The organism is Pseudonocardia lacus (assembly GCF_018531445.1).
Classification (GTDB): Bacteria; Actinomycetota; Actinomycetes; order Mycobacteriales; family Pseudonocardiaceae; genus Pseudonocardia; species Pseudonocardia lacus.
Genome location: NZ_JAHDTH010000005.1, coordinates 13,753 through 39,007 on the forward strand (window position 1 = coordinate 13,753; position 25,255 = coordinate 39,007).

General features: G+C 74.3%; 26 protein-coding genes and 1 pseudogene. 13 read left to right on the forward strand and 14 right to left on the reverse strand.

Annotated features, from left to right (window positions below):
- Window positions 1-208 precede the first annotated feature (208 nt).
- Entirely contained in the window at window positions 209-1,228 is a 1,020-nt protein-coding gene (locus KIK08_RS02185) for an alcohol dehydrogenase catalytic domain-containing protein (RefSeq protein WP_214401248.1), read from the forward strand.
- Window positions 1,229-1,231: 3 nt separating this feature from the next.
- Here the strand turns inward: KIK08_RS02185 and KIK08_RS02190 are convergent, their stop codons facing one another.
- Window positions 1,232-2,149, reverse strand: a complete 918-nt coding sequence (locus KIK08_RS02190) for a LysR family transcriptional regulator (RefSeq protein ID WP_214401249.1) — start codon at window positions 2,147-2,149, stop codon at window positions 1,232-1,234.
- A 109-nt stretch (window positions 2,150-2,258) separates the two neighbouring features.
- Here KIK08_RS02190 and KIK08_RS02195 point away from each other — a divergent pair, with 109 nt between their 5' ends.
- From KIK08_RS02195 to KIK08_RS02210, 4 genes are read left to right on the forward strand one after another with little or no spacing between them, the layout of a single operon-like run.
- Entirely contained in the window at window positions 2,259-3,743 is a 1,485-nt protein-coding gene (locus KIK08_RS02195; protein ID WP_214401250.1) for an NAD-dependent succinate-semialdehyde dehydrogenase, read from the forward strand.
- A gap of 11 nt (window positions 3,744-3,754) precedes the next feature.
- Window positions 3,755-5,167 (forward strand): class II fumarate hydratase, encoded by a 1,413-nt coding sequence (locus KIK08_RS02200; RefSeq protein ID WP_214401306.1) that lies wholly within the window; start codon window positions 3,755-3,757, stop codon window positions 5,165-5,167.
- A 23-nt stretch (window positions 5,168-5,190) separates the two neighbouring features.
- Window positions 5,191-5,946 (forward strand): SDR family oxidoreductase, encoded by a 756-nt coding sequence (locus tag KIK08_RS02205; RefSeq protein ID WP_214401251.1) that lies wholly within the window; start codon window positions 5,191-5,193, stop codon window positions 5,944-5,946.
- Window positions 5,947-5,972: 26 nt separating this feature from the next.
- Entirely contained in the window at window positions 5,973-7,280 is a 1,308-nt protein-coding gene (locus KIK08_RS02210; protein ID WP_214401252.1) for an MFS transporter, read from the forward strand.
- Window positions 7,281-7,295: 15 nt separating this feature from the next.
- Here the strand turns inward: KIK08_RS02210 and KIK08_RS42155 are convergent.
- The 3 genes and pseudogenes from KIK08_RS42155 to KIK08_RS02220 all read right to left on the reverse strand — a co-directional run.
- Window positions 7,296-7,931: pseudogene (locus tag KIK08_RS42155) on the reverse strand (SDR family NAD(P)-dependent oxidoreductase); the annotation flags it as partial.
- Entirely contained in the window at window positions 7,928-8,659 is a 732-nt protein-coding gene (locus tag KIK08_RS39455) for a phytoene desaturase family protein (RefSeq protein WP_250556140.1), read from the reverse strand. The gene KIK08_RS39455 and the pseudogene KIK08_RS42155, both read right to left, overlap by 4 nt.
- Window positions 8,587-9,591, reverse strand: coding sequence for a phytoene desaturase family protein (locus KIK08_RS02220; protein WP_214401253.1), 1,005 nt, complete (start codon window positions 9,589-9,591; stop codon window positions 8,587-8,589). Before KIK08_RS02220 ends, KIK08_RS39455 begins: the two co-directional genes overlap by 73 nt.
- Before the next feature lie 102 nt (window positions 9,592-9,693).
- On the opposite strand from KIK08_RS02220, the gene KIK08_RS02225 reads away from it, so the two are divergent.
- On the forward strand, window positions 9,694-10,377 hold the full coding sequence (locus KIK08_RS02225) for an IclR family transcriptional regulator (RefSeq protein WP_214401254.1): 684 nt from the start codon (window positions 9,694-9,696) through the stop codon (window positions 10,375-10,377).
- Window positions 10,344-10,475 (forward strand): hypothetical protein, encoded by a 132-nt coding sequence (locus tag KIK08_RS40815; RefSeq protein WP_256446065.1) that lies wholly within the window; start codon window positions 10,344-10,346, stop codon window positions 10,473-10,475. The genes KIK08_RS02225 and KIK08_RS40815 overlap by 34 nt, the downstream gene beginning before the upstream one ends.
- Here the strand turns inward: KIK08_RS40815 and KIK08_RS02230 are convergent.
- Window positions 10,444-10,833, reverse strand: coding sequence for a hypothetical protein (locus tag KIK08_RS02230; RefSeq protein ID WP_214401255.1), 390 nt, complete (start codon window positions 10,831-10,833; stop codon window positions 10,444-10,446). The genes KIK08_RS40815 and KIK08_RS02230 overlap by 32 nt on opposite strands.
- 38 nt (window positions 10,834-10,871) lie before the next feature.
- Here KIK08_RS02230 and KIK08_RS02235 point away from each other — a divergent pair, with 38 nt between their 5' ends.
- On the forward strand, window positions 10,872-11,618 hold the full coding sequence (locus KIK08_RS02235) for a hypothetical protein (protein ID WP_214401256.1): 747 nt from the start codon (window positions 10,872-10,874) through the stop codon (window positions 11,616-11,618).
- A 167-nt stretch (window positions 11,619-11,785) separates the two neighbouring features.
- On the opposite strand, the gene KIK08_RS02240 is transcribed toward KIK08_RS02235, so the two are convergent.
- Window positions 11,786-13,216, reverse strand: coding sequence for an MFS transporter (locus tag KIK08_RS02240; RefSeq protein ID WP_214401257.1), 1,431 nt, complete (start codon window positions 13,214-13,216; stop codon window positions 11,786-11,788).
- 108 nt (window positions 13,217-13,324) lie between these two features.
- Here KIK08_RS02240 and KIK08_RS02245 point away from each other — a divergent pair, with 108 nt between their 5' ends.
- Window positions 13,325-13,711, forward strand: coding sequence for a hypothetical protein (locus tag KIK08_RS02245; protein WP_214401258.1), 387 nt, complete (start codon window positions 13,325-13,327; stop codon window positions 13,709-13,711).
- A gap of 46 nt (window positions 13,712-13,757) precedes the next feature.
- Here KIK08_RS02245 and KIK08_RS02250 read toward each other — a convergent pair whose 3' ends face one another.
- The 5 genes from KIK08_RS02250 to KIK08_RS02270 form a co-directional block, all read right to left on the reverse strand.
- Window positions 13,758-14,366 carry a TetR/AcrR family transcriptional regulator gene (locus tag KIK08_RS02250; protein ID WP_214401259.1) on the reverse strand — a complete coding sequence of 203 codons (609 nt, stop codon included), beginning with the start codon at window positions 14,364-14,366 and terminating at the stop codon, window positions 13,758-13,760.
- A 107-nt stretch (window positions 14,367-14,473) separates the two neighbouring features.
- Window positions 14,474-15,160 carry a TetR/AcrR family transcriptional regulator gene (locus KIK08_RS02255; protein ID WP_214401260.1) on the reverse strand — a complete coding sequence of 229 codons (687 nt, stop codon included), beginning with the start codon at window positions 15,158-15,160 and terminating at the stop codon, window positions 14,474-14,476.
- 54 nt (window positions 15,161-15,214) lie between these two features.
- Window positions 15,215-16,204, reverse strand: coding sequence for an LLM class flavin-dependent oxidoreductase (locus KIK08_RS02260; RefSeq protein ID WP_214401261.1), 990 nt, complete (start codon window positions 16,202-16,204; stop codon window positions 15,215-15,217).
- Between the two features lie 46 nt (window positions 16,205-16,250).
- A complete protein-coding gene (locus KIK08_RS02265; protein WP_250556141.1) occupies window positions 16,251-17,171 on the reverse strand; it encodes an SMP-30/gluconolactonase/LRE family protein in 921 nt (306 codons plus the stop codon).
- 93 nt (window positions 17,172-17,264) lie between these two features.
- Window positions 17,265-17,885, reverse strand: a complete 621-nt coding sequence (locus tag KIK08_RS02270) for a TetR/AcrR family transcriptional regulator (protein WP_214401262.1) — start codon at window positions 17,883-17,885, stop codon at window positions 17,265-17,267.
- A gap of 169 nt (window positions 17,886-18,054) precedes the next feature.
- Here KIK08_RS02270 and KIK08_RS02275 point away from each other — a divergent pair, with 169 nt between their 5' ends.
- Entirely contained in the window at window positions 18,055-19,404 is a 1,350-nt protein-coding gene (locus KIK08_RS02275) for an MFS transporter (RefSeq protein WP_214401263.1), read from the forward strand.
- A gap of 122 nt (window positions 19,405-19,526) precedes the next feature.
- Here KIK08_RS02275 and KIK08_RS02280 read toward each other — a convergent pair whose 3' ends face one another.
- Window positions 19,527-20,486: an alpha/beta fold hydrolase gene (locus KIK08_RS02280; protein WP_214401264.1), complete on the reverse strand. Its 960-nt coding sequence runs from the start codon at window positions 20,484-20,486 to the stop codon at window positions 19,527-19,529.
- Between the two features lie 65 nt (window positions 20,487-20,551).
- On the opposite strand from KIK08_RS02280, the gene KIK08_RS02285 reads away from it, so the two are divergent.
- The gene (locus KIK08_RS02285) at window positions 20,552-22,540 is read left to right on the forward strand and encodes an AfsR/SARP family transcriptional regulator (RefSeq protein ID WP_308257339.1); all 1,989 of its coding nucleotides are present in this window, start codon (window positions 20,552-20,554) and stop codon (window positions 22,538-22,540) included.
- A 35-nt stretch (window positions 22,541-22,575) separates the two neighbouring features.
- Here KIK08_RS02285 and KIK08_RS02290 read toward each other — a convergent pair whose 3' ends face one another.
- Window positions 22,576-23,364 carry an SDR family oxidoreductase gene (locus tag KIK08_RS02290; RefSeq protein ID WP_214401265.1) on the reverse strand — a complete coding sequence of 263 codons (789 nt, stop codon included), beginning with the start codon at window positions 23,362-23,364 and terminating at the stop codon, window positions 22,576-22,578.
- A 101-nt stretch (window positions 23,365-23,465) separates the two neighbouring features.
- On the opposite strand from KIK08_RS02290, the gene KIK08_RS02295 reads away from it, so the two are divergent.
- Window positions 23,466-24,296: a helix-turn-helix transcriptional regulator gene (locus tag KIK08_RS02295; protein WP_214401266.1), complete on the forward strand. Its 831-nt coding sequence runs from the start codon at window positions 23,466-23,468 to the stop codon at window positions 24,294-24,296.
- Between the two features lie 57 nt (window positions 24,297-24,353).
- Here the strand turns inward: KIK08_RS02295 and KIK08_RS02300 are convergent, their stop codons facing one another.
- A complete protein-coding gene (locus tag KIK08_RS02300; protein WP_214401267.1) occupies window positions 24,354-24,641 on the reverse strand; it encodes a hypothetical protein in 288 nt (95 codons plus the stop codon).
- Between the two features lie 307 nt (window positions 24,642-24,948).
- Between KIK08_RS02300 and KIK08_RS02305 the strand changes: the two genes are divergently transcribed.
- Window positions 24,949-25,221 (forward strand): hypothetical protein, encoded by a 273-nt coding sequence (locus KIK08_RS02305; protein ID WP_214401268.1) that lies wholly within the window; start codon window positions 24,949-24,951, stop codon window positions 25,219-25,221.
- The last annotated feature ends 34 nt before the right edge of the window (window positions 25,222-25,255 follow it).

A 25,255-nucleotide genomic window follows, 5' to 3' on the forward strand; every position in this document is an offset into this window, starting at 1 on the left:
GGCCCAGATGGCGGCCGGTCGGAGAATCGCCTCGGGCGCCCGCGCAAGGCCCGGCGACAGGCATTCAGATGCGCCTGGGGTTCGCGGTGCCGCAGAATCGGATCCGTTGCGGAGCGCCGATCCGGGCCGTGTTCCAGTTCCCCGAAACACCACCGTGCTCGGTTCCGCATGCCCACATGCACGTGCCGCCGGGAAGAGGAGTCCGACCATGACCGCGCAGATGAAGTCCGTTGTCGTCGACCAGGCGAAGGGGCGGTGGGAACTGCAGGACCGGCCGGTGCCGCAGGTCGGGCCGGACGACGTGCTGGTGCGGGTCCACGCCTGTGCGATCTGCGGGACCGACCTGTGGCTCTCCGACGGGGTGCTGTCGTTCCGCGAGTTCCCCATCGTCCCCGGTCACGAGGCCGCCGGTGAGGTCGTCGCCGTCGGCGAGGGCGTGACGAGGCGCAAGGTCGGCGACCGCGTCGGGGTGTTCATGACGCAGAAGATGTGCGGGGTCTGCGACTTCTGCCACGAGGAGCACCCGAACAGCTTCGTGACCGCCGCGAACTGCGCCAACCCCACGCTGACCGGGGTCACCGTCGACGGCGGGCACGCCGAGTACGTCGCGGTCGACGCCGGCGGGACGGTGCTGCTGCCCGACGCGGTGTCCTACGAGCAGGCCGCGCCCATCATCTGCGCCGGCTACACCGTGTGGGCGGGCCTGCGCCGGGCCGAGCCCAAGCCGGGCGCGCGGGTGGCGGTCTCGGGCATCGGCGGGCTGGGCCACCTGGCCGTCCAGTACGCCAAGGCCGCGGGCTTCCACGTCACCGCGCTGACCCACAGCCCCGACAAGAAGGACATCGCCCTGGAACTCGGTGCGGACGAGGTCGTGTCCGACGGTGCGTCGCTGCGCGCGGCCGGCGGGGCCGACGTGCTGCTGCACACCAACAGCTCGCACGCCGCCGTCGCCGACGCGATGAACGGCCTCAAGCCGTGGGGGAAGGTCGTGCTGATGGGCATCGGCACCGACGAGCTCGCGCTCCCGGCGCTCGCCCTGACCTCGAACAGCTACCAGGTCATCGGCTCGGCCCACAACACCATCGAGCACCTCGTCGAGGCCCTCGACTTCGTGGCCAGGGGCGAGGTCCGGACGCTGGTCGAGACCTTCCCCAAGGAGCGGGCCGAGGAGGCGCACGCCAGTGCCGCCGCCGGCGAGGTGCGCTTCAAGGCCGTCATCACCTACTGACGCTCAGCCCGTCCGCACCGGGCGCGGTCGGCTCGCGGCCCAGAGGCGGAAGCTCTCCGCCGCCGGTGTCGGGCGCCGGCGCGAGGAGACGATCAGGCCGATCGTCCGGTAGCGCGTCGGTGCGATCGGGATCTCGATCGAGCCGGCGACCGGGCCGCCCTGGCGCTGCGGCAGGACCCCCAACCCGACCCCGGCGGCGACCAGGCCGCGCACGGTCTCCACCTCCTCGGTCTCGAAGCCGTAGCGCGGCCTGATCCCGGCGGCGCGGAACATCTCGTCGACCGGGCGGCGCAACGCGATCCCGGCGCTGAGCCCGACGAAGGTCTCGTCCCGGACGTCGCGCAGGTGCACCATCGGTCGCCGGGCCAGCCGGTGCTCGACCGGGGCCACCAGCACGAACGGCTCCCGGAACAGCTCGAGGGCCTCGACGTCGGCGTCCGTGGGGCGCAGCGCGCTCAGCGCGATGTCGATCGTGCCGGCGTGCAGCTTCTCGATCAGCTCCTCGTGCCCGGCCTGGACCAGCGAGAACCGGACCCGGGGGCGGACCGCGCGGTACCCGCGCAGCAGTTCGGGCGCCCGGGTGGAGCCCTGCGTGCGCAGGAAGCCGAACACGATCTGGCCGCGCCCGGGGTCGGCGGCCTCGATCGCGCGGGCCACGCCCATCGCCAGTTCGCGGTGGACCGCGCCGGCGGCCTCGGCCAGCGCGTGGCCGGCCGGGGTGAGCTCGACGCGGCGCCCGACCCGTTCGGTCAGCGCCACCCCGACCGACTTGTTGAGTGCGTCGAGCCAGCGCGTCGCGGTGGGCTGGGGCACCCCGACCGACTCCGCGGCCGCGCTCAGGTGGCCGTGCTCGGTCATCGCGTGCAGCAGGGCGAGTCGGGGGATCAGTTCCGCGGCGATCGACACGGACGCGGGCAGCACGGCGGCATCCTACGCCGGGCCCGTTCCGGAATTGACCACCCGACTCCCGTTCGTGAATACGAATGATTCCCACGTCCAAGCCGGACACCGGAAGTGAGGTTTCGACACGATGACCACCACCATTCCCGCCACCGCAACCGCGGCCGCGGTGCTCGACCGGGTCGAGAAGGGTCTGTTCGTCGGCGGCCGGTTCCGCGAGGCGACCGGCGGGCGCACGTTCGCCGTGGAGGACCCGGCGACCGGCACCCCGCTCGGCGAGGTCGCCGACGGCACCGCCGAGGACGCCCTGGACGCCCTCGCCGCGGCGTCGGCGGCGCAGGGCGCGTGGGCGGCGACGCCGCCGCGCGAGCGGGGCGAGGTCCTGCGCCGCGCCTACGAGATCCTGGTGGCGCGCACCGAGGAGATCGCGCTGCTGATCACCCTGGAGATGGGCAAGTCGCTGGCCGAGTCGCGGGCCGAGGTGGCCTACGGCGCGGAGTTCCTCCGCTGGTTCGCCGAGGAGGCCGTGCGCATCCGCGGCGACTGGACCGCCGACCCCGCCGGCTCCGGGCGGATCCTGCTGATGCGCCAGCCGGTGGGGCCGAGCCTGCTGATCACGCCGTGGAACGTGCCGCTGGCCATGCCCGCCCGCAAGATCGGGCCGGCGGTCGCGGCCGGCTGCACGATGATCCTCAAGCCGGCCGAGCAGACCCCGCTCACGGCGCTGGCGCTGGCCTCGGTGCTGGCCGAGGCGGGCCTGCCCGACGGCGTGCTCAACGTGGTGACCACCTCCTCGCCCGCGGCGGTCGCCGAGCCGCTGATCCACGACGGCCGGCTGCGCAAGCTGTCGTTCACCGGCTCGACCGAGGTCGGCCGCATGCTGATCGCCGGCTCCGCCGACCAGGTGCTGCGCACGTCGATGGAGCTGGGCGGCAACGCGCCGTTCATCGTGTGCGCGGACGCCGACGTCGAGGCGGCGGTGGAGGGCGCGGTGGTCGCCAAGATGCGCAACGTCGGCGAGGCGTGCATCGCGGCCAACCGGTTCCACGTGCACGCCGACGTGGCCGAGGAGTTCACCGCGGGGCTCACCGCGCGGATGGGCGCGCTCGTGGTCGGCCCCGGGATCGACGACGGCGTCGACGTCGGTCCGCTCATCGATGCCGTCCAGCGTGACAAGGTCGCCGCGCTCGTCGAGGACGCCGTCGACCGCGGCGCCCGCGTCCGCACCGGCGGAGCGGTGCCGCCGGGACCGGGCTACTTCTACCCGCCCACCGTGTTGACCGACGTCCCGGCCTCCGCGCGCATGGCCCGCGAGGAGATCTTCGGCCCGGTCGCGCCGATCTCCACGTTCACCGACGAGCAGGAGGTGCTGCGCCGGGCCAACGACACCGACTCCGGGCTGGTGAGCTACGTCTACACCCGCGACATCGGCCGGGCGGTCCGGCTGGCGGAGGGCCTGGAGACCGGCATGGTCGGGCTCAACCGCGGCTTCGTGTCCAACCCGGCCGCCCCGTTCGGCGGGATGAAGCGCTCGGGTCTGGGCCGGGAGGGCGGCAGCGCCGGCATCGAGGAGTACCTCGAGGTCAAGTACGTCGCCGTGGACATCGACCGGTGAGCGCGGAGCCGATGGCCCTGCGGCCGGCGGGCCACCGGCAGGAGGTCGACTTCGGTGGGACGGTGGCCGTCCCCGACGGCGCGCTGTGGGGGGCGCAGACCCAACGCGCGATCGAGGCGTTCACCATCAGCGACCTGCGCCTGCCGCGCGGCTACCTGCGCGGACTCGGGGCGCTCAAGCGGGCCGCCGCCCGGGCCAACGCCGAGCTCGGACTGCTCGACCCGGCGCTCGCCGAGGTCATCGCGACCGCCGCGGGCGAGGTCGCCGACGGGACGCTCGACGGCCACTTCCGGGTCGACGTGTTCCAGACCGGCAGCGGCACCAACACCAACATGAACGCCAACGAGGTGATCGCCAACCGGGCGAACCAGCTGCTCGGCGCGCCGCTGGGCGCCAAGCACCCGGTCCACCCCAACGACCACGTCAACCGCGGGCAGTCGTCCAACGACGTCACCCCCACCGTCGTGCACCTCGCCGCGCAGGAGGCGATCACCCACCGGCTGGTGCCCGCCTTCGCCCGCCTCGCGCGGTCCCTGCGGGTGGTCGCCCGGGCCACCGACGGGGTGGTCAAGACCGGGCGCACCCACCTGCAGGACGCGGTGCCGATCCGGCTCGGGCAGGAGTTCCTGGGCCACGCCGGCCAGGTCGAGCGCAGCCTGCAGCGGATCCGCGCCGCCCAGCACGGCCTCGCCGAGGTGGCGTTGGGCGGCACCGCGGTCGGGACCGGGCTCAACACCCACCCCGGGTTCGCCGGCCGGGTCGTCGCGGCGCTGGCCGAAGAGTTCGCGGTGGAGCTGCGCGAGACCGAGAACCACTTCCAGGCGCAGAACAACCTCGACGCGGTGGTGTTCGCCTCCGGCGCGCTGCGCACGGCCGCGGTGAGCCTGCTCAAGATCGCCGACGACGTGCGCTGGATGAGCAGCGGGCCGCGCACCGGCCTGGCCGAGATCGAGGTGCCGAGCCTGTCGATGGGCTCGTCGATCATGCCCGGCAAGACCAACCCGGTCGTCGCCGAGGCGGTCTGCCAGGTCGCGGCCAAGGTCAGCGGCAACGACGCCACCATCGCGCTGGCCGGCGGCCGGGGCAACTTCGAGCTCACCGTGATGACCCCGGTCGTGGCCTACTGCCTGCTGGAGTCGATCGAGCTGCTGGCCGGCGCGGCGGGCGTGTTCGCCGAGCGGTGCGTCGACGGGATCCGGGCCACCGACGCCGGGCCGGCCGCGGTCGAGCGCAGCCTCATGGCGGCCACGGCGCTGACCCCGCGCCTGGGCTACGACGAGGCGGCCGCCATCGCCGCCGAAGCCCGCCGCAGCGGGCGCACGATCCGCGAGGTCGCCCGCGAGCGCACGGACCTGCCCGACGACGAGCTGCGCGAGCTGCTCGACCCGCGGCGGATGACCGAACCCCACCCGACCCACCGCTGAGACCGAGCCAGCAGGGAGCTGCCATGGAGCTGTCGTTCGAGAACAAGGTCGTCGTCGTGACCGGCGCCGCGGGCGGGTTCGGGTCGGCGACCGCGCGGACGTTCGCCGAGGCCGGGGCGCACGTCGTCGTGTCCGACATCGACGCCGCCGGCGCCGAGCGGGTCGCCGCCGAGCTGCCCTCGGCGATCGCGGTCACCACCGACGTGACCGACCCGGACGCCGTGCGCGGGCTGGTCGAGACCGCCGAGTCGGCGTTCGGCGGCCTGGACGTCATGGTGAACAACGCGGGGGTGCCCCACCGGGCGGGCGCCCTGGTCGACCTCGACGTCGAGACGGTCGACCGCCAGCTCGCCGTCAACGTGCGCAGCGTGTTCCTCGGCTGCAAGTACGCCGTGCCCGCGCTGCGCCGGCGCGGCGGCGGAGTGGTCGTCAACGTCGCCTCGATCGCGGCGAAGCGCCCACGGCCCGGGCTGACCGTCTACAACGCCACCAAGGGCGCGGTCATCACGCTCACCCGCGGGCTGGCCGCCGAGGTCGCCCCGGTCGTGCGGGTCAACGCGGTCAACCCGGTGATCGCCGAGACCGGCTTCGTCAAGAGCCTCACCGGTGCGGCCGCCCTGCCCGACGACGTGCGGGCCGACTGGGTGGCCGGCATCCCCATGGCGCGCACCGCCACCGCCCGCGACGTCGCGCACAGCATCGCCTACCTCGCCTCCGACCAGGCCGGCTTCCTCACCGGCGTCTGCCTGGACGTCGACGGCGGCCGCAGCATCCAGTAGGACCCACCGATCCAGGGAGCCACGAGATGACGACGACGCATTCCGTGCCGGCCGACCAGCGGGCGCCCTCGCCCGCGAAGGTCGCGGTGGCCAGCTTCATCGGCACCACCATCGAGTGGTACGACTACCTCGTCTTCGGGGCGGCCACCGTGCTGGTGTTCAACCCGCTGTTCTTCCCCACCCTCGACCCGGTGGCCGGGTCGCTGGCCGGGTTCGCGACGCTCGCGGTCGCCTTCCTCGCCCGGCCGCTGGGCGGGCTGGTGTTCGGCCACTTCGGCGACCGGGTCGGGCGCAAGCGGATGCTGGTGCTCTCGGTGGTGCTGATGGGGCTGGGCACGGTCGCGGTCGGGCTGCTGCCGACCTACGCCACGATCGGGATCTGGGCCCCGGTGCTGCTGGTCGTGCTGCGGTTCGTCCAGGGGTTCGCCGTCGGTGGCGAGTGGGGCGGGGCGGTGGTCATGTCCCTGGAGCACGCGCCCCCGCACCGCCGCGCGTTCTACGCCAGCTTCCCGCAGGCCGGGGTACCCGCCGGCACGTTCCTGTCCAGCGGGGCGTTCTTCCTGGTCACCCTGATGCCCGAGGAGCAGCTGCTGAGCTGGGGGTGGCGGGTGCCGTTCCTGTGCTCGGCGCTGCTGGTCGTGGTGGGGCTCTACATCCGGCTGCGGGTGAGCGAGTCGCCGGAGTTCCTCGCGCTGCAGGAGCGCGGCGAGGTCGTCGAGGCCCCGGCGATGGAGGTCCTGCGCTCCTCCAAGCGGGCGCTGGTGGTCGGGATGCTCTGCATGCTCGCCCCGAACACGATCTTCTACCTGGCCAGCACGTTCTTCCTCAGCTACGGCCCGGTCCACCTGGGGCTGAGCCGGGGCCTGGTGCTGGCGGCGCTGCTGGTGGCCGCGGCGCTGCAGGTGGTGACCCTCCCGCTGCTCGCGATCCTGGCCGACCGGACGGGCCCGCGGAACTTCCTGGTGCTCGGGTGCGGCGCGGTCGCCCTGGGCGCGTTCCCGGTGTTCGCGCTCTTCGACACCGGCACCGTCGCCGGCGTCGTGGCCGCCTACCTGCTCGCCCTCCCCGTGCTGCACGCACTGGTCTACGGCGCGGTCGCGGGCTTCACCGCGGAGCTGTTCCCGCCGCGGGCCCGCTACACCGGCTCGTCGCTGGCCTACCACCTGGGCGGGGCGGTCACCGCGGCGCCCGTGCCGATCGTGGCGACCCTGCTGCTCGCCGAGTTCGGCTCCTCCGCGGCGATCGCCGTCTACGTGGTCGTGGCCGCCCTCCTCTGCGGTCTGGTCATCTCGCTGGCCCCGCGCACAGTCGCCGCTACGAGCGAGCACGGCTGATCGAGGACCACCGACCCGGCCCAGCGGAGTGGCGCCGGTGTCGTAGGCGTCCGGGTCGCCGATGCCCCGGGCGCCTTCGGTGTCGGTGAAGCCGGGGGCGACCGCGTTGACCCTGATCCCGGCCGGGCCGCCCTCCCGGGCGAGCGCACGGGTCAGCCCGACGACCGCGCCCTTGCTGGCGACGTAGTGCGACAGGTGCCGGGAGCCGCTGAACGCGGCCTCGCTGGACAGGTTCACCACGCTGCCCCCGCCCGCGGCGACCAGCAGCGGGGCGGTCGCCCGGTAGACCAGCCACGGACCGCGCACGTTCACCGCCATGACCCGGTCGAACTCGGCGACCGGGATCTGCCCGGCAGGCGCCCGGGTGACGTCGACGAGCGCGGCGTTGTTGACCACGCCGTCCAGGCCGCCCAGCAGGTCGGCGGCCCGATCCGCGACGGCGGCCACGGCGGCCTCGTCGGAGACGTCGCAGAGTCCGGTGCGGACCTCGCCTGCGCTGCGCTCGCGGGTGGCGGCCAGGCCGTCGGAGTCGACGTCGACGGCGAGCACCCGCACGCCCAGGCTCGCCAGCTCGACCGCGATCGCCCGGCCCAGTCCGCGGGCCGCACCGGTGACCAGGACCCGCTTGTCCGCCAGCCCCGCGTCGGTCACGCGGGCACCTCCGCTGCCGGGGCCCGGACCGTCGCGTCCGGGTCGAGGCCCAGGTCGGCGGCGATCACCCGCCAGCAGTTCAGGCTGTTGCCGCGGCCGATGCCCGAGCCGGAGTGGGTGCTCGACGAACAGGTGTAGACGTTGGGCAGCAGCGTCCGGTAGCCCGACAGCTCCGGGATCGGCCGGAACCGGCCCTGCTGGCTGGCGATCGTGGCGCCCTGGCTGTAGCCGCCTTCGACCATGTCGGGGTGGGTGGCCAGCACGTCGCGCGGGGTGATCAGCCGGACGCCGGCGATGTTGTCCTCGGTCATGTTCGGCGCGTAGCGCTGCCACTGCTCGACCATGTGCCGGCGCGCCGTCGCCTCGATCCGCCGCCAGCCGTCGCGGTCGAACAGCCGCAGCGGCGCGGTGAACTCCTCGTAGCCGACCAGGTGCTCCCCCGCGGGCGCGCGGCCCGGGTCCCAGATGGTGTCGGCGCTGGTCAGGGCGAACGCGCGGCTGGCGTAGCCCTGGGTCATGATCTCGGCCTGGTAGCGGGTGGCCAGGTAGTCGGGGTCCTTCGGACCCCAGTACAGCCGCGGCTGCGCCCCGACGACGGGGTTGCCGGTCTTCGCGGCGTAGTCGGGCAGCTCGTGCACCGCGACGTTCGCCCAGATCAGCTGGCCGCGGTCGAAGTGGATGTTGCGCAGCCGGTGGTCGATGCGCGGGCTGCGCGGCACGTCCGCCATGAGCTCCAGCACCGTCTGGGCATCCCCAGCCCCGAGACGACCAGATCGGCTCCCACCCGCGTGCCGTCGCCCAGGACGATGCCGCTCGCCCGGCCGTCCGCGCCGAGGATCCGGGCCACCGGGGCGTGCGTGTGGTACTCCACCCCGCGGCGCCGCCCGGCCCGCACCAATGCGTCGGTGATCGCCCCGGTGCCGCCGACGGCGATCGCGGCCGGCTCCAGCGACAGGGTCAGCGCCAGCACGTGCACCAGTCCCTGCAGGCCGAGCACGTCGTCGGGGTAGGCACCGGCCGAGGTGGTGGCCGCGCGCATGAACAGGGTGCGCAGCTCGTCGCCGGCGAAGAAGTCGTAGGCCAACTGGCGCACGCTCATGAACTGGTGGACCGGCTCGATCAACCCGCCTTCGCGCATCAGCGCCTCGAGCGGGTCGGGCGTGCCCCACGGCGGGGGGACCGTGTAGCGGTGGCGGCCGAACGCCTGCTTCCACTCGGCGTCGTAGCCGTCGCGCACGCGCAGGTACGTGTCGGCGTCCACGCTGGAGAACTCGCGGATCGCGGCCTCGGTGCGGGCCATGCCCTCCGCCCAGGCGGCCTGCCCGCCGACCTCGTCGACCACCCGGTAGGCCGACCAGCCGACGAAGGCGCTGCCGTCGTCGAAGACCATGGCCTCGTTGCCCTCGGGGAACACGTACCGCAGGCCCTCGGCGCGCAGGTCGAAGTCGCGGTAGGCCGGGTGCGCGTAGAAGCGGGTCCAGTGCGAGTAGTGGTTCATGGTGTAGCCGCGCAGGGGGCCCGGGCCGCTCAGCGCGGCGCCACCGAGGCGGCCGGAGCGCTCGAAGACCCCCACCGAGAGCCCGGCCCGCGCCAGGTAGCAGGCGATGATCGTGGAGTGGTGGCCGCCGCCCAGCACCACCGCGTCGTACCGGTCCGCCACGTCGCGTCCTCTCGCCCCGGCTGTGGAGAGCACGGTCCGCGAATCCGATCACCGTGTCAGCGCGGCTTTCCATCGAATGGAAATCCGCCCTACGCTGACGTCGTGCGCAGCGCCAACCGCCCGCCGGCGCGCACCGCCCCGGGCCGCTCCGCGACCTCGCGGGCGCTGTCGGTGCTCGACGCGTTCGACGCGGGGCACCACGCGCTGACGCTGTCGCAGATCTCCCGGCGCGCCGGGCTGCCGGTGGCCACCGCGCACCGGCTCGTCGCCGAGCTGTGCGCGGCCCGCCTGCTGCTGCGCCGCCCCGACGGCGCCTACGAGGTGGGTGCGCGGATGTGGCGGCTCGGGCTGCTGGCCGCGCCCACCCTGCTGCGCGAGACCGCCCTGCCGCACCTGCAGGACCTGGTGCTGGCCACCGGGCACACCGTGCACCTCGCCGTCCTCGACGGCACGTCCGCGCTGGTCGTCGAGCGGCTGGCCGGCTCGCGGACCCAGCCGACCAGGCACAGCCCGGGCGGGCGGCTCCCGCTGCACTGCACGGCCGTCGGCAAGGTCCTCCTCGCCCACGCCCCGCCGGAGCTGCTCGCCACGGTCGAGGCCGACCTGCGCCGCTACACCCCGTGGACGACCACCGACCCGGACCGCCTGCGCCGCCAGCTGGAGGTGATCCGGCGCTCCGGGCTTGGCCGCAGCGCCCAGGAGCACCGGCCCGGGGTGTCCTCGCTGGCCATGCCGGTGAGGGGGCGAAGGGCGTGGTCGCGTCGCTGGGCATCCTGGCCCCGCTGACCACCCCCCGGCTGGGCGGCGCGGTCGGGCCGCTCAGCGCGGCCGCGGCCGCGGTCGGCGCCGCGATCACCGCCGCCGCGATCGACGACCGGGACTGAGCGCCTGGGCGCCGACCTCGCCACCGCTTCGCGACGGGCCGGCGGTGAACGCGCGCAGGCCGAGCGACCCGGCCACCTCCCGGACGAACCAGGCGCCGAAGTCGCTGCCGACGTCGACACCACTGCGGCCGGCAGCGCACCAGTCCTCCCGGTCGAGCAGCGCGAGGTGGCGGCGCACGAGCCGGTCGCGCTCGGTCCGGGTGAGACCGACCTCCTCCGGGGCCCGCTCGGCCAGCCCGGCGGCGAGCCGGGCCGTCTCGACGTAGCGGGCGGCGGTGGGCGCCTGCCGTTCGAGGTGGGCGGCGTGCGCGGCCAGGACGGGGTGCGCCGGCGGGTAGTGCCGCAGCGTCGCGCCCATGCCGTCGCAGCGGCCATGACCCGCAGCAGCCGCCCGGTGTGGTCGACCAGGTCGTCGTCGGCGTCGGCGCGGGTGATCGCCTCGTGCAGCCGGGACGCGGTGGCGACCCGCCCGGCGTAGTAGCCGCTGAGGAGGTCGCCGTCGCAGGCCCCGCGGAGCAGCCAGTCGCGCGACTGCGGCGCCCCGAGCCGGCACAGTGCCTCGACGACGTACACCCGCCCCCACCCGGCGCTGCGCCGGGCGAGCCACAGCAACGCGGCCGCGTCCCGACGGCGGCCGAGGGCGTCGGCGGCCAGCGCGCCGAACGAGTTCGACAGCAGTCCGATCGTCTGGATCAGCGGGACGTCGGCGGTGTTCGCGCCGGTGGCGAGCAGGGCCAGCCCGACGAGGGCCGAGCAGCGATCGGGGCTGTGCCGCACCAGCCACCGCCCGGTCGAGCGGACCCGGACGGCGTCGGCGCGGAGCGCGGCGGCGGTGATGCTGTCGTCAGGGTGGATGGGCACGGCGAGGTCGCGGCAGGCGGCGCCGAGGTCGACCGGGTGCGCGTCGGGCCGGGCGAAGTGCGCGTCCAGGACCTCGGCGACGGCGGCGCCCCGCCGCTGCCGGTTCGTGCGCGACCGCTGCCGTTCGCGGTGGGTCGCGTCGTCGGGGTAGGGCTCGCCGTCGCGTGGCAACGGACCGTCCGGGACCTGCCGGTGCAGCCGCAACGCGTGCTCGAACAGGGCTCCCGCGGGGGCGGTCACCGGCGGGAGAGGGACTCGTTCCTTCCGGTCATCCGGCGATGATGGTCCCCGATCCGGTCGAACGAAACCGCCTTTCGCCCGATCCGCCCCCCGGCTGGGCGGCGCGGTGGGGCCGCTCAGCGCGGCCGTGGCGCCGGTCGGTGCCGCGATCACCGCCGCCGCGATCGACGACCGCGACCGAACGCTTCCCCGCGGGGCGGTCCGCCGCCTCAGTGGCCGTGGCCGTGCCCGACGACGCTGGGCCGTCCCGCGGGCAGCAGCGCCGGCCCGGCCACCGCGGCGACCGCCGCCACGCCCGCCATCACGGTGAACCCGGCGGTGAACCCGCCCGGGGTCGCGACCGCGCCGGCGAGGCTGCTCGCCGCGATCGACGAGACCAGCGCGACGCCGAGCGCCCCGCCCAGCTCGTGGCCGGTGTTCACCGCGCCGGAGGCCAGCCCGGCCTCGCGGTCGGCGACGTGGGACAGGGCGGTGGAGGTGGCGACGACGAATGCCGGGCCGAGGCCCAGCGCGGTCAGCGCCAGCCCCGGGACGACGCCGGTCCACGCGCCCGCCCCGGCCGGGGCCAGCGCCAGCAGGGCCGCGCCGAGCGCGGCCAGCCCGAACGCGGCCGCGGCGACCGGGCGCGCCCCGAACCTGCCCAGCAGCCGGGCGCCGGCGTGCGCGCCTGCGGTGACGGCGAGCGCGGCGGGCAGGAAGGCCAGGCCGGTGCCCAGTGCGTCGTAGCCCTGCAGGTGCTGCAGCCGCAGCGAGGCGAGGAAGAACACCGACAGCATCAGCGCGCTGGCCGCGAGCATGGTCGCGGTGCCGGTCAGCACCGGCCGGCGGACCAGCAGGCCGGGCGGGACCAGCGGGTCGGCGGCCCGCCGCTCGACGGCGACGAAGCCCGCCCCGGCCACGAGGGCACCGGCCAGTGGCAGCAGGGTGGCCGGCGACGTCCAGCCGGCGTCCCCGGCGGCGGTCAGCCCCAGCACCACCAGCGCGGTGGTCGCGGTGACCAGCACCGCGCCGGCCGCGTCGACCGGGATCCGTCGCCGCGCCGGGTCGCCCGGCAGCACCAGCGGCAGCGCGACCAGCAGCACCGCGCCGACGGGCACGTTCAGCAGGAAGATCCACCGCCAGCCCGGCCCGGTGGTGAGCAGCCCGCTGAGCAGGATGCCGGCCACGAACCCGACGCCGCCGATGGTCGCCCAGGCACCCAGAGCGCGGTCGCGCTCGGGGCCGGTGAACGCCGTGCTGATGCTCGACAGCGCCGCAGGCGAGGCCAGCGCCGCCCCCACTCCCTGCAGCACGCGCCCGGCGAGCAGCACGGCGCCGGTGGGGGCCAGCCCGCAGGCCAGCGAGCCGAGCGCGAACACCGTCAGGCCGGTGACCAGTACCCGGCGCCTGCCCAGCGCGTCGGCCAGCCGCCCGCCCAGCAGCATGAGCCCGCCGAACGCCAGCACGTAAGCGGTCAGGACCCAGGTCGCGCCAGCGCGGCCCATGGCCAGGTCGGCGGCGATGCTCGGCAGCGCGACGTTGGCCGCCGACACGTCGAGCACGAGCACGAACTCGGCGACGCAGAGCAGCACGAGCGCGAGTCCGCGGCGGGACGCACGGTCGGGCTCGTCGGGTCGGGATCGGATCGGGGCGGCGCCCATGGCGGCCTCCTTGCAGGTGAGGGGTGGGCGGTCAATTGACCGTGAACGGGTGTTCACGCTAGCGTCGTGAACGCGAGTTCACAACCCATTCCGTCCGAGGAGCCCCGAATGACCGACGCCCTGATCTTCATCTCCACCCACGCCGTCCCCGCCGACACGCTGCCCGAGCTGCGCGAACTCAGCGCGCAGTTCGTCGCCTCAGCGCGGGAAGAGGAACCGTGGTCGGCCGGCCTGCACGTGTTCCTCGACGAGGACCGCCACGAGCTGACCTACGTGCAGGTGCAGCCGAGCGCCGACGCCATGGACCGGCACCTGCGCCTGGCCCGCGAGCGCATCGGACGGGCCGTCGCGCTGGCCCCTCCGGTCCGGGTGACCGTCTACGGCGCACCGGGGCCGGTGCTCGCCGAAGCGTTGCGGGTCAACGCCGAGGCCGGGGCCCGGGTCAGCGTGGTCGCCGACCGGCTGGCCGGCTTCCAGCGCCCTGTCGCGGCGTGACCGGGCTGGGGGCCGCCCCGCCGGCCGGCGGGGCGGCCCCCAGCCGCTACCCGTCCGCGACCAGCAGCGCGGCCACGGCGCGCAGGTGGGCGTCGACCTCGGCGCGCGGCGGGCGCGGGTAGGCATCGCCGGACACGAGCAGGTTGTGCACGGCCCCGGTGACCACGAACCCTACCGCCGCCGGGTCGACCCGCGCGGACACCCGCCCCCGGCCCCGCTCGGCGGTCAGGTACCGGTCCACCGCCGTGGTCAGCCGCCCGACGAACCCGCTGACCAGCGCGGACTCGCGCATGTGCCCGACCAGTTCCGGGTCGCGGTGCACCTCGGCCAGCTTGATCACTTCGGTGCCCGAGCCGAGCAGCACGTCGGCGAAGCGGACCAGGTTGTCGCCGACGGTGCCCGTGCCGGCCGCAGCCACGACCTCCTCGAGCGCCTCGCCCAGCTCGCGGAACTGCTCGGTGAGCACCGCGGCGACCAGCTCGTCGCGACCGCCGAACACCTTGTAGGGCAGCCCGACGGAGCAGTCGGCCTCCGCGGCGAGCGCGCGCATCGTCAGCGCGGCGGCTCCGTCGCGGCGCACGATGCGCAGCGCGTGGCCGACCAGGGCCTCCCGCAGCGCGGAGGTGGCGTCCGCGGAGCGTCGGGCGGGCGACACGGCCCCCACCTCCCTGTCATGAACGTCAGTTCACGCGATGGTAGCCAGGGTCGTCGGGGTAGTGGCGCACGACCGCGGTGATTCCTCACCCAGGAGATCGACCGGTATCAGCCACCCGGGGGCCGCGGCGCGGACGGTGGGGTCAGCATGCGAATGGCGAGATCGGCGTAGTACTCGCCGATCTGCTCGGGCGCGTCGGCGCCGTCCAGCCGGTACCAGCGGACCAGGTCGATGCCGAGCGACAGCATGCTGCGCACGACGCGGTCGACGTCGGTGGGTGGGAACGAACCGTCGTCGACGCCACGGCGCACGACGTCCCGGAACACCTCGGTCGTCCGCCTGCGCAACTCCCGGATCTCCTCGAAGTGCTGCGGGGTGAGCCCGGTCAGCTCGTACTGGCAGACGCGCGCCGCGACGTGGTGGCGGGCGTGCCACGCGGTGAACCGCGACACGACCGCGCGCACCCGGACGGCGGCGTCGTCGGCCGGGCCATCGCGCGCCGCGCACACCTCGGCGAGCGCGCGCTCGTGACCGATCCGCGCGATCGCGTGCAGCACCAGCTCCTTGGACGGGAAGTGCACGTAGAGCGCGGCCGGGCTCAGGCCGACCGCGGAGCAGATGTCGCGGGTGGTGGTGGCGTGGAACCCGTTGGCGGCGAAGCAGCGCACGGCCGAGACGAGCAGACCGCACGCGACCTCGCCGAACTCGTCGCGCCACAGCTCCGGCGAGTGGTCGAGCAGGCGCGGATCCCGCGTCACCTCCTGCGGGGTGAATCGCGCCTGCCGCTTGGCCATGCCGACGTCACCTCCCCCGCTGCCGGCGCGATGGTATCCGCGTGGCCGGAGGGGTCAGGACGTCGCGGCGTCGAGGAACCGCTCCAGCTCACGGCGCGGATCGGGCCCGCAGGGCTGGAACACGACCTCGGTGACGCCGCGCTCGGCGACCTCGTCGAGCCGGCGGCGGACCTCGTCCCGCGTGCCGCTCATCGTCACGTCCCGCAGCATCACGTGACCACCCGCCCGCCACGCCGCCCGGTCCGCCTCGCTCAGCTCGACGCAGTGCCCGGAGTGCACGGCCAGGTGCCGCTGGTCCTGCGGGTCCCGCTCGACGACCTCCATCCACTCGGCACCGCCCGGGAGGGCGCGGACAGCGTCCGGGCCGCCGAACTCGTAGGCACCGTGGTAGGCCAGCGCCCACCCCGGCCCGCCCGCCACCCGCGCGTGCTCGCCGTCCACCGGCTCGTCCTCGTCCAGCACGGTGCCCCACACGAGGTAGGGCACCCAGGAGTACTCGCGGATGAACTCGGGCAGCTGCAGGGTCACGTAGACGCCGTCGCCGAGCTCGGTGGCCACCTCGTGGCCCACGGGCCCCAGCGCCCCGACCAGGATGGGCACCTCGACCGGGCGGGCCGGGGCGTGCCCGTCGGGGTGCAGCATCCGCATCTTCGCGCCTTCCCACTCCACGAGCTCGCCGCGCAGCAGCCCGCGGTACGCGCGGATGTAGGACCGCATGTAGGACCAGGTGATGGCGCGGTAGCCCATGGCGCGCCGGCCGGTGAACCCGGTGCCGAAGGAGACCGCGACGCGGTCGGGAGCCAGCGCGGCCAGCGTGGCGGTCGCCGCGGCGTTGACCATGGGGTGGCGCAGGCTGGGGACGAGCACGCCGGGGCCGAGGCCGATCCGCTCGGTCCGCTCGGCGGCCAGCGCGAGCGTCATCCACACGTCCGGGCTCTGCTGCGGGGTGTCGTAGACCCACGCCCGGGCGTACCCCAGCTGCTCGGCGACGACGATGTTGTCCGGGGAGTCGAGTGCGGTCGGGAAAGCGCAGGACACGTCCATGTGCCCCTCCTTCTTCGCTCGGATCGACAGGTGGTCGGGGTGGCGGTCAGGGCAGCCCGGCGTGCGGGACGTCGACGCGGGCCGCCAGCAGCTGCGCCTCGCGGGCGGCCCGCCGCTCGTGCTCGGCGAAGGACGGGGCCGCGCACAGGAACAGCGTCCGGCCGTCGTCGCCGCCGAGCATGCAGGCGAAGACGCCGAGCCCGGTGGGGATCTCCTCGACGATCTCCCCGCCTTCACGCACCCGGATCACGCGGGCGTTCAGCGCGTCGGCCACCCAGATCGCGCCCTCGGCGTCCGCGCAGATGCCGTCGGGAGCCACGGCGAGCGACTGCAGGGCCGCACCGACGTCGTCGGTCCGCGGCGTGTCGCCGAACTGCGCCCACACCCGGCGGTTGCCCAGCGCGCCGTCCTCGCCGACGTCGAACGCGGACAACCGGCCGGCGAACGTCTCGGCGACGACCAGCACCCCGCCGGGCAGCAGGACCATGCCGTTGGGGAAACCGAGGTCGTCGGCGACGGTGGTCACCGTGCCGTCCGGGTCGACCCGGCTCAGCGTGGTGTACCGGATCGGCTCGCCGCCCATCAGGTCGAACCCGAAGTTGCCCACGTAGGCCCGGCCCCGCCCGTCCACCAGCATGTCGTTGAGCACCCCGGAGACCGCCCCGGACAGGTCGGCGTGCTCCACCAGCGCGCCGGAGTCCTCTCGCCGGAGGATGCGGTGGTCGCGCATCGACACCACGAGCGCGCGCCCGTCGGGGAGGAAGCCCAGCCCGGACGGCTGCCCGGGCACCTCGGCCATCACCTCGACCGTCGCATCGGCGCTGCCTCGGCCGTCGGTCGCGACGACCCGCTCGGTGTAGAAGTCCGACACCCACAGCCTGCCGTCGTGCCAGCGCGGGCACTCCAGGAAGGAGTAGCCCTCCAGCACGGCCCGCAGCTCCCGCGTGCCCTGTCCCGGCTGCATCATCCGACCTCGTTCCGTACGTCGTCGTCGGCGGTCTTGTGACTGAGCGCATAGTCACCGAGGTCCCCGGAGAGGTCAAGGCTCGGCCGGGGCTGTTCAGGCGGCGAGACCACCGATCAGCAGGTCGACGATCTGCCTGGCCAACTCGTCCACCTCCGCGGAGGTCTGGCCGTCGATCCGGCGGTACCAGACGTCCACCGCGTTGAGGTTGCTGAGCAGGGTCCTGGTGGCCAGCGACGGGTCGACCCGACGCAGCGAGCCGTCCTCGATCCCGTCGACCAGCACCCGGCGGAACATGCGCTCGTACTCGTGGCGCAGCCCGTTCAGCGTCTGCAGGGCGTCGCGCTGGCGGACCTTCAGGCCGCCGGCGACCTCGCCCCGCACCGCCTGGTGCACCACGTGGTGGTAGGCGAGGTCCTCCATCAGATTGAGCTCGTGCGCGATCGCCATCGCGACCAGGCGCTCGCGGCCGGTCCCCCCGGCGTGGGCGTGCGGCTCGACGCGCTCCCGGACCCGGCGCATCCCCTCCTCGTAGACCGCGAGGAAGAGGTCGAACTTGGCCCGGAAGTGGTAGTAGAGCAGGCCCTTGGTCGCCCCCACGGCCCGCGCGATGTCGTCGATCGTGGTGGCGGCGTAGCCGGTGCGCATGAACGCGTCGGCGGCGGCGTCCAGGATCCTGCCGCGCACCTCCGTCTGGACCTCCGGGCTCGCGCTCATCGGCTGCTCCTCCTCGCCCGTTCGGCCACCGGTTGACACTACCGCGGCCCTCCTCGTAGCGTGATACTCAGTAGTATTGCTGGTAGGAGGCCTACAAAGCCCGTCTACCGGCACCGACCTGTGCACGGCCGATGGCGGGCACCGCACCGCCGACCCCGAGGAGCGTCCGATGACGAACGCACGAGACCTCCTGCACGAGCGAGCCACCCGCAAGGCCATGACCCGGCTGCTGCCGGTGCTCGGCATCGCCTACTTCATGTCCTACGTGGACCGGACCAACATCGCCCTGGCCAAGACGGCGCTGGAGGCCGACATCGGCATCGGCGCGGCGGCCTACGGCCTGGGCGCGGGGCTGTTCTTCCTCAGCTACGCCCTGCTGGAGGTGCCGAGCAACCTGGTCCTCTACCGGATCGGCGCCCGGCTGTGGATCACCAGGATCGCGGTGACCTGGGGCGCGGTCAGCGCGGCCATGATGTTCGTCCAGGACGAGCTGTCGTTCTACGCGCTGCGGGTGCTGCTCGGCGCGACCGAGGCCGGCCTGTTCCCGGCACTGATGTACATGGTCACCCAGTGGTTCTCGCAGAAGCACCGGGTCACCGTGGTGGGCCTGATCTACACCGCGCCCTGCGTGGCGATCATCCTCGGCTCCCCGGCCGGTGGCGCGCTGATGGAGCTCGACGGCGCGGCCGGCCTGCACGGTTGGCAGTGGATGTTCCTCGTCGAGGGGCTGGTCACGATCCTCGTCGGCGTGCTCGTCTGGTTCACGCTGCCCAACCGCCCCGCCGACGCGAAGTGGCTGACCGAGGAGGAGGCCGCGGTGCTCACCGAGCGGGCCGTCGGTCAGGACGCCCCGTCGGCCACCCGGATGCGCGGAAACCTGCGGCTCGCGTTCGGCCGGCCCACGGTGCTGATCCTGGCCACCATCTACTTCATCAACCAGGCGATCAGCTCCGGCATCGGCTTCAACTTCCCGGCGCTGATCCAGTCGTTGGGTCTGTCCAGCCCCTTCCTCATCGGGGTGGTGGCCGGCGGCAGCGGCATCGCCGGGCTGGCCGGCGTGCTGTTCTTCCCGTGGCTGCAGCGCCGATTCGACCGCGAGATCGCGCTGATCGGGCTGTGCGCGGGATCCGGCCTGGTCATCGTGCTCGCGTTCCCGGCCGTGTCCAGCCCGACCTGGAGCGTCGGGCTCATCTTCCTTTCCAGCTTCTTCGCACTCGGCACGCTGCCGCTGTTCTGGTCGGTCGCCATGTCGCGGATGTCGGGCCTGCTCGCCGCGGCCGGCCTGGCCTTCATCAACATGCTGGGCATCACCGGCGGCTTCGTCGGCCCGGTCGCCTACGGCCTCATCGAGGAGGCGACCGGCAGCCTCGTCGCGCCCTACTACGCCCTCGCCGCCGCGGCGGCCGTCGGGGTGGGCCTGGTCTTCGCGCTCGCGCTGGCGATCCGGCGGGAGAAGGCGGGTGGCGGGGACGACACCACGGTCGGCGGGCGGACCGTCGCCACCCCGGCCCAATCGTGACCCGGGGCTGGACCCCGGACCGCAGCGCTGCGGCATCGACAAGCAGGTGGTCCTTGCCGCCTCTCGGACGATCTGGCTCCGTCGGGCGTCACGCTGGACGCACTTGATCTTTGCCCGTTCCGTCAATGCCCCGGCCGGCACGTCGAGATCGGGGCAGTCGAACGCCTGCTCGCCCGGGCCGAGGCGGCTGCCTCCCTGCGGGGCGCGCGGGCCAGCAGTTCCCGGATCATCGCGGTGACCTCGTCCGGCGCCTGCTCGGCCATGAAGTGCCCCCAGGCCCGGGTGCGGTGGTCCAGGTCGTCGGCCCACCGCCGCCACAGGGCGACGGCGTCGTACCCGAGCGCCGCCCCCCAGTCCTGCTGGACGACGGTGACCGGCATGGGCAGCCGTCGCCCGGCGTCGCGGTCGACCCGGTCGTGCTCGACGTCGATCCCGGCCGAGGCGCGGTAGTCGGCCACGATCGAGGCGACGGCGTCCCGGGAGGCGCGCAGGTACTCCGCCCGCACGTCGGGCGGGATCGCCGCCGGGTCGGTGCTCCAGGCGTCGAGGAAGTACGCGAAGAAGGCGTCGGCGCTGCGGGAGATCATCTCCTCCGGCAGGCCGGGCGGCTGCGCCATCAGGTAGAGGTGGAACGCGACCGCCGCGTCGGCTCCGTGCAGGATGTCCCACATGTCGAGGGTCGGCAGGACGTCGAGGATGCCGAGGTGAGTGATCGTCTCTGGGTGGTCGAGACCGGCCCGCACGGCGACCAGGGCGCCGCGGTCGTGACCGACCAGGGCGAACCGCCGGGCGCCGAGGCGACCGGCGACGGCCACGACGTCCGCGGCCATCGTGCGCTTCGCGTAGACGTCGGGGGTGGCCGCCTCCGGCTTGTCACTGGCTCCGTACCCGCGCAGGTCCGGGCAGATGACGTGGTGGTCGACAGCGAGTGCGGCGGCCACGTGCCGCCACATCAGGTGGGTCTGGGGGAAGCCGTGCAGCAGCACGACCGCCGGGCCGGAACCCGCGGTCGCCACGTTCAGCATCGTCCCGTCAGCAGTGGGAACGCGTTCGGTGCGGAAGCCGGGGATCTCGGGGGGCATGGCTGTTCCTCTCGTTCGGCCGGGTCCCAGCCTCACCCGGCCCGATCAGTACCCGGTCAGTACCGGTGACGCGGCGGACAACGGCCGTCGCCGGGATCACCGTGCTCGGGCCGGTCACCGCGCGGGACGGTGCGGGGGCGGAGATCGACCTGCGGGGACCTCGGCACACGGCCGTGCTGGCCCGGTTGATCGTGGCCCGGGGTCGGGTCGTGTCGGTCGCCCAGCTGGTGGACGACCTCTGGGAGGACGCGCCGCTGCCCCGCGACCCCGTCGGCTCCGTGCGCACCTTCGTCTCGGCGCTGCGCGCCGACCTCGAACCGGGCCGCCCGCCCGGAACACCGCCGCGGCTGATCGTCACCGAGGGTCCTGGCTACGCGTTCCACGCCGCGCCGGAACTCCTCGACAGCGCCCGGTTCGAGTCAGCCGTCGCAGCCCCGGCCGGTGAAGGTGATCCCGCGGAGCGTGCGGTCACGACGCTGCGTGCGGCGCTGGCCCTGTGGCGGGGCCAGGCGTACGCCGACTTCCCCGACGCGTCCTGGGCGCGCGCCGAGCGCGCCCGCCTCGGCCAGCTCCGGCTGTCGGCCGTCGAACGGCTCGGCGAGGCGCTGCTCGCCGCCGGCCGTCCCGCCGAGGCCGTCCCGGACCTCGACGCCCACGTCACCGACCATCCCTGGCGCGAGGAGGGATGGCGACTGCTCGCGCTCGCCCTCTACCGCGGCGACCGCGCCGGGGACGCGCTCGCCGCCCTGCGCCGGGCCCGCCGCGAGCTCGTCGAGCACCTCGGCACCGACCCCGGCCCGCGACTGGCCGCGCTGGAGGTCGACATCCTGCGCCGGGCACCCCACCTCGACCCGCCTCCCGAGGGGCCGGCACAGGGCGTGCACGACGCCCTCACCCGCGCCGCCGCGGCGTGGGGCCCGGGCATCGGCCCCCGCGCCACGCTGACCTCGACGACCGCGCTGCTCGCCGGCCTCGCCGTGCACGGGGGCGGGCCGGCGGAGGCGACCGTCCGGCACGCCGCGACCGTGGCCGCGGCCGAGGAACTCGACGATCCGCACCTCACCGCTCGGGTGATCACCGGGTTCGACGTGCCCAGCGTCTGGACCCGGCCCGACGACCCGACCGCCTCCGCGCAGGTGCTCGCGGCCGCGGAGCGCACCCTGCGCCGGCTCGGCGACGATGCCCCGGTCCCGACCCGGGTCCGCCTGCTCACCACGATCGCCCGGGAGAGCCGCGGGAGCACCGACCCGCGGGGCAGCGAGGCGGCGGCGCAGGCCGAGGGCCTCGCCCGCTCCCACGGCGACCCGGCGCTGGTGGCGACCGCGCTGAACGGCCGATTCCTGCACTGCTTCGACCGGGCAGGGCTCGCCGCCCACCGCGACGGCATCGGCGCCGAGATCCTCGCCCTGGGGGTGCGGCACGAGTCGACCACCTCGATCGCGCTCGGGCACCTGATCCGACTGCAGGCGCGCTGCGCGCTGGACGACCTCGCCGGTGCCGAGCAGCACGCGCACGCACTGATCGAACTGGACCGGCAGCACGAACGCCCGCTGATCCGGGTCTTCGTCACCTGGTTCCACGCGCTGCGCGCCGACCTCCGCGACGATCCGCACGCCGAGACCCGCTACCGCGACGCCGCGCGCCTGCTCGGCGACGCCGGGATGCCCGGCCTGGCCGACGGGCTCCTCGCGCTGACGCTGGTCGCGCGTCGCCTGCGGCGAGGGGAACCGGCGGACCGGCTCGGCTCCCTCGGACCGCTCGGACCGTACGAGCCGTGGATCGTCCCGCACGTGATGCTCGCCGCCGGGGAGCGGGCACGGGCCAGGGCGGCCGTGCGGGCGCTCCCCGACCCCCCGCCCGGCCACCTGATCGAGGTCCTGTGGTGCCTCGCCGGACGAGCGGGCCTGGCCGTCGGGGATCGGGAGGTCGTCGCCCGTGCCGCACTCGCACTCGGCCCCGCCGCCGGTGAGCTGGCGGGCGCCGGGACCGGGATGCTGTCCGCCGGGCCGGTCGAGGACCACCTCGACGCGCTGCGCCCCGAACCCACCCCGTGAGCCGGGAAGACGAGCCCGAGGCCCACCGTCGCGGTTCAGCGCTGCCGGGTCGGTCGGACGATGACCTCGTTGACGTCGACGTCGGCCGGTTGGTCGATCGCGAAGCCGACGGCCCGGGCGATGGCGTCCGGAGCGATCGCGTTCGCGCGGTAGGTGCGCATCGCCGCGGCCGCACCCGGGTCGGTGATGCTGTCGGCGAGCTCGGAGTCGACGACCCCGGGGCTGACGGTGGTGACCCGGATCGACGGATCGGACTCCTGGCGCAGGCCCTCGGTGATCGCCCAGGCGGCGTACTTGGAGGCCGAGTACACCGCCGAGGTCGGCACGACCTGGTGGGCGCCGATGCTCGCGATCGTCACGAAGTGACCGGATCCCTGGTCGGCGAAGACCGGGAGGGCGGCCGCTATCCCGTGCAACAGGCCCCGGACGTTCACGTCGATCATCCGGTCCCACTCGTCGACCAGGAGCGAGTCCAGCCGCGACAGGGGCATGACCCCGGCGTTGTTGACGAACACGTCGACCCTCCCGAACCGTCGGCGGGCGCCGTCCACGAACGCCGCGACACTCGCCCGCTCGGTCACGTCGAGTTCGAGGGGATGCAGGCTGCCGCCCGACCGGGTCGCCGCTCCGGCCGTGCGGTCGGCGAGGGCCCGCAGGTGACCGGTGCGGCGTGCGCCGGCGACCACGTGGTGGCCCTCTGCGACCAGCCGGGTGGCGATGCCCTCGCCGATCCCGCTGCTGGCACCGGTCACGAGCACCACCTTGCGGTCGACCGGATCGTTCTGGCTCGTCTGGCTCGTCTGGTTCGGCTGGTTCGGCTGCATGACCGGGATGCTCGTCGCGGCGGCGTGCACGTGGCAGGCCGCTGCGTTCCGGGGAGCGCTGCACCCACCTTCACGGCCTCGGCGCTCTCTAACCTGGACCCATGCCTCCGTCGGAACTGGGCGCCTACATCAGCGCCCGCCGCGCACAGGTGAGACCCGCCGACGTCAACCTGCCCAGCTCCGGTCGCCGCCGGGTGGCGGGCCTGCGCCGCGAAGAGGTCGCGATGCTGGCCGGTATCAGCGTCGACTACTACACGCGCCTGGAACAGGGCCGGGAGCGGTTCCCGTCGGCGCAGGTGGTCGACGCGCTCGGCGTCGCGCTGCGGCTCGACGAGGACAGCCGCCAGCACCTGTTCCGCCTGGCCGGGCAGAGCCCGCGGTCGCGGACCGCCGCCGTCAGCGAGCACGTCGATCCGAACCTGCTGCAGCTCATGGACGCCTGGCCGAGCAACCCGGCCGTCGTCTACAACCGGGCCTACGACGTGCTGGCGTCCAACCCCATCGCGGACGCGCTCTTCCATTCCTGGTCGCACTCGCGGAACCTCATGCACGTGGTCTTCACCGACCCCGCTGCCCGCAGCTTCTACCAGGACTGGCACGACGTCGCGCGCAACTCGGTCGCCGGGTTCCGGCTCGCCCACGGCCAGGCTCCCGACGACCCACGGACCCAGCAGGTACTGGCGGAACTGCTCGCCGCCAGCCCGGAGTTCGCCCGGCTGTGGGCCGCCCACGACGCCCGCAGCAAGGCCATGGAGCGCAAGCGCCTCCGCCACCGCGAGGTCGGGCCGTTGACCCTGACCATGCAGACCTTCGACGTCCGGTCGAGCCCCGGCCAGGAACTCGTCGTCTACCACGCCGAGCCGGGTTCCCCGAGCAGCGAGTCCCTGGCCCTGCTCGGTTCGTTGAGCGCGAGGTCGCACCTGGGCGCCTGACGAACGACAGCGCTGGTCCAGCCGTAGCTCTCGCAGCCTCGCGGTTCCCCCCGCCGCTCACCCGCCGGAACGTCGACGCGCCCGCGCGCCCGCGACCGTCGTCCCGACCACGAGCCCCGCCCCCGCGACCACCGCCAGCACCAGGTACGGCCGCTGCCCCGGCTTGGCCCGCTCCGACTCGACCTGCTCGGCCACCAGCTTCTCGTACGACCCGCTGGAGCTCGCGTCGGTGCTGATGCAGACGTCGCCGGGACCCATCCGTTGGCCGTCGCACTCGATGTTCGTCGGGTCGCCGGTGAGGAACGTCCCCACCAGGAAGAACAGGCCGCCCACCAGGAGCAGCACCCCCAGGCTCCGCAGCGCCCCGCGCCCCTCACCACGCGATGTGGTCCCACTCATCGATCCGCCCCCCGCTCGGCTCCGACGTACCGCTCCCCCACGGACGGCAGCACCCGCCACACGGGTGTCCCGCCTGCAGTGGGTAGCTCACGCGGCGAACGGTAGTGCGCGGCGCGGGTGGCCGTCCGCGGAAACGAGCGAATGGCAAGAATCGCGCGGAATTGGCGTTGTCGGCCCTCGCGGCCAGTGCGTTCCGGAGTGTTGACTGGCCGAACGGCGGGCTTTCGGGGACACCCGCCATGAGGAGGAGCGAATGAGTATCGGATTGAGGACATCGACACGTCGGTTCGCGGCGCGGGCCGGCGCCACGGCCGCGCTCGGCCTGGCGCTCACCGCCGTGGTGACCGCGCCGGCGACCGCCGCGGAGGCCGGCATCATCACGAAGTGGTTCGGCCGCGACTACCCGACCCTCGCCACCTGCGACCAGCAGGGGGCGAACGCGATGTCCCGCGAGCACGCCGACGGGTGGAACTGCCTCCGGTACAGCGACGGCAAGTGGGACGGCTACATCTACTGGATGACGTGACGCCCATCGGGTGATGCCCGCCGCCGGAGCCGCC

Excerpts from the sequence above, each read along its gene's own strand:
- KIK08_RS39455 (WP_250556140.1), bottom strand. The coding sequence starts at position 8,659 with ATGGCGGACGTGCCGCGCAGCCCGCGCATCGACCACCGGCTGCGCAAC.
- KIK08_RS02230 (WP_214401255.1), bottom strand. The coding sequence starts at position 10,833 with ATGGGCGCGACGCTGCGGCACTACCCGCCGGCGCACCCCGTCCTGGCC.
- KIK08_RS02270 (WP_214401262.1), bottom strand. The coding sequence starts at position 17,885 with ATGAGCGCGAGCCCGGAGGTCCAGACGGAGGTGCGCGGCAGGATCCTG.
- KIK08_RS02265 (WP_250556141.1), bottom strand. The coding sequence starts at position 17,171 with ATGATGCAGCCGGGACAGGGCACGCGGGAGCTGCGGGCCGTGCTGGAG.
- KIK08_RS02185 (WP_214401248.1), top strand. The coding sequence starts at position 209 with ATGACCGCGCAGATGAAGTCCGTTGTCGTCGACCAGGCGAAGGGGCGG.
- KIK08_RS02290 (WP_214401265.1), bottom strand. The coding sequence starts at position 23,364 with ATGCAGCCGAACCAGCCGAACCAGACGAGCCAGACGAGCCAGAACGAT.
- KIK08_RS02260 (WP_214401261.1), bottom strand. The coding sequence starts at position 16,204 with ATGGACGTGTCCTGCGCTTTCCCGACCGCACTCGACTCCCCGGACAAC.
- KIK08_RS02200 (WP_214401306.1), top strand. The coding sequence starts at position 3,755 with ATGGCCCTGCGGCCGGCGGGCCACCGGCAGGAGGTCGACTTCGGTGGG.
- KIK08_RS02210 (WP_214401252.1), top strand. The coding sequence starts at position 5,973 with ATGACGACGACGCATTCCGTGCCGGCCGACCAGCGGGCGCCCTCGCCC.
- KIK08_RS02280 (WP_214401264.1), bottom strand. The coding sequence starts at position 20,486 with ATGCCCCCCGAGATCCCCGGCTTCCGCACCGAACGCGTTCCCACTGCT.
- KIK08_RS02305 (WP_214401268.1), top strand. The coding sequence starts at position 24,949 with ATGAGTATCGGATTGAGGACATCGACACGTCGGTTCGCGGCGCGGGCC.
- KIK08_RS02195 (WP_214401250.1), top strand. The coding sequence starts at position 2,259 with ATGACCACCACCATTCCCGCCACCGCAACCGCGGCCGCGGTGCTCGAC.
- KIK08_RS02240 (WP_214401257.1), bottom strand. The coding sequence starts at position 13,216 with ATGGGCGCCGCCCCGATCCGATCCCGACCCGACGAGCCCGACCGTGCG.
- KIK08_RS02255 (WP_214401260.1), bottom strand. The coding sequence starts at position 15,160 with ATGGCCAAGCGGCAGGCGCGATTCACCCCGCAGGAGGTGACGCGGGAT.
- KIK08_RS02295 (WP_214401266.1), top strand. The coding sequence starts at position 23,466 with ATGCCTCCGTCGGAACTGGGCGCCTACATCAGCGCCCGCCGCGCACAG.
- KIK08_RS02205 (WP_214401251.1), top strand. The coding sequence starts at position 5,191 with ATGGAGCTGTCGTTCGAGAACAAGGTCGTCGTCGTGACCGGCGCCGCG.
- KIK08_RS02245 (WP_214401258.1), top strand. The coding sequence starts at position 13,325 with ATGACCGACGCCCTGATCTTCATCTCCACCCACGCCGTCCCCGCCGAC.
- KIK08_RS02275 (WP_214401263.1), top strand. The coding sequence starts at position 18,055 with ATGACGAACGCACGAGACCTCCTGCACGAGCGAGCCACCCGCAAGGCC.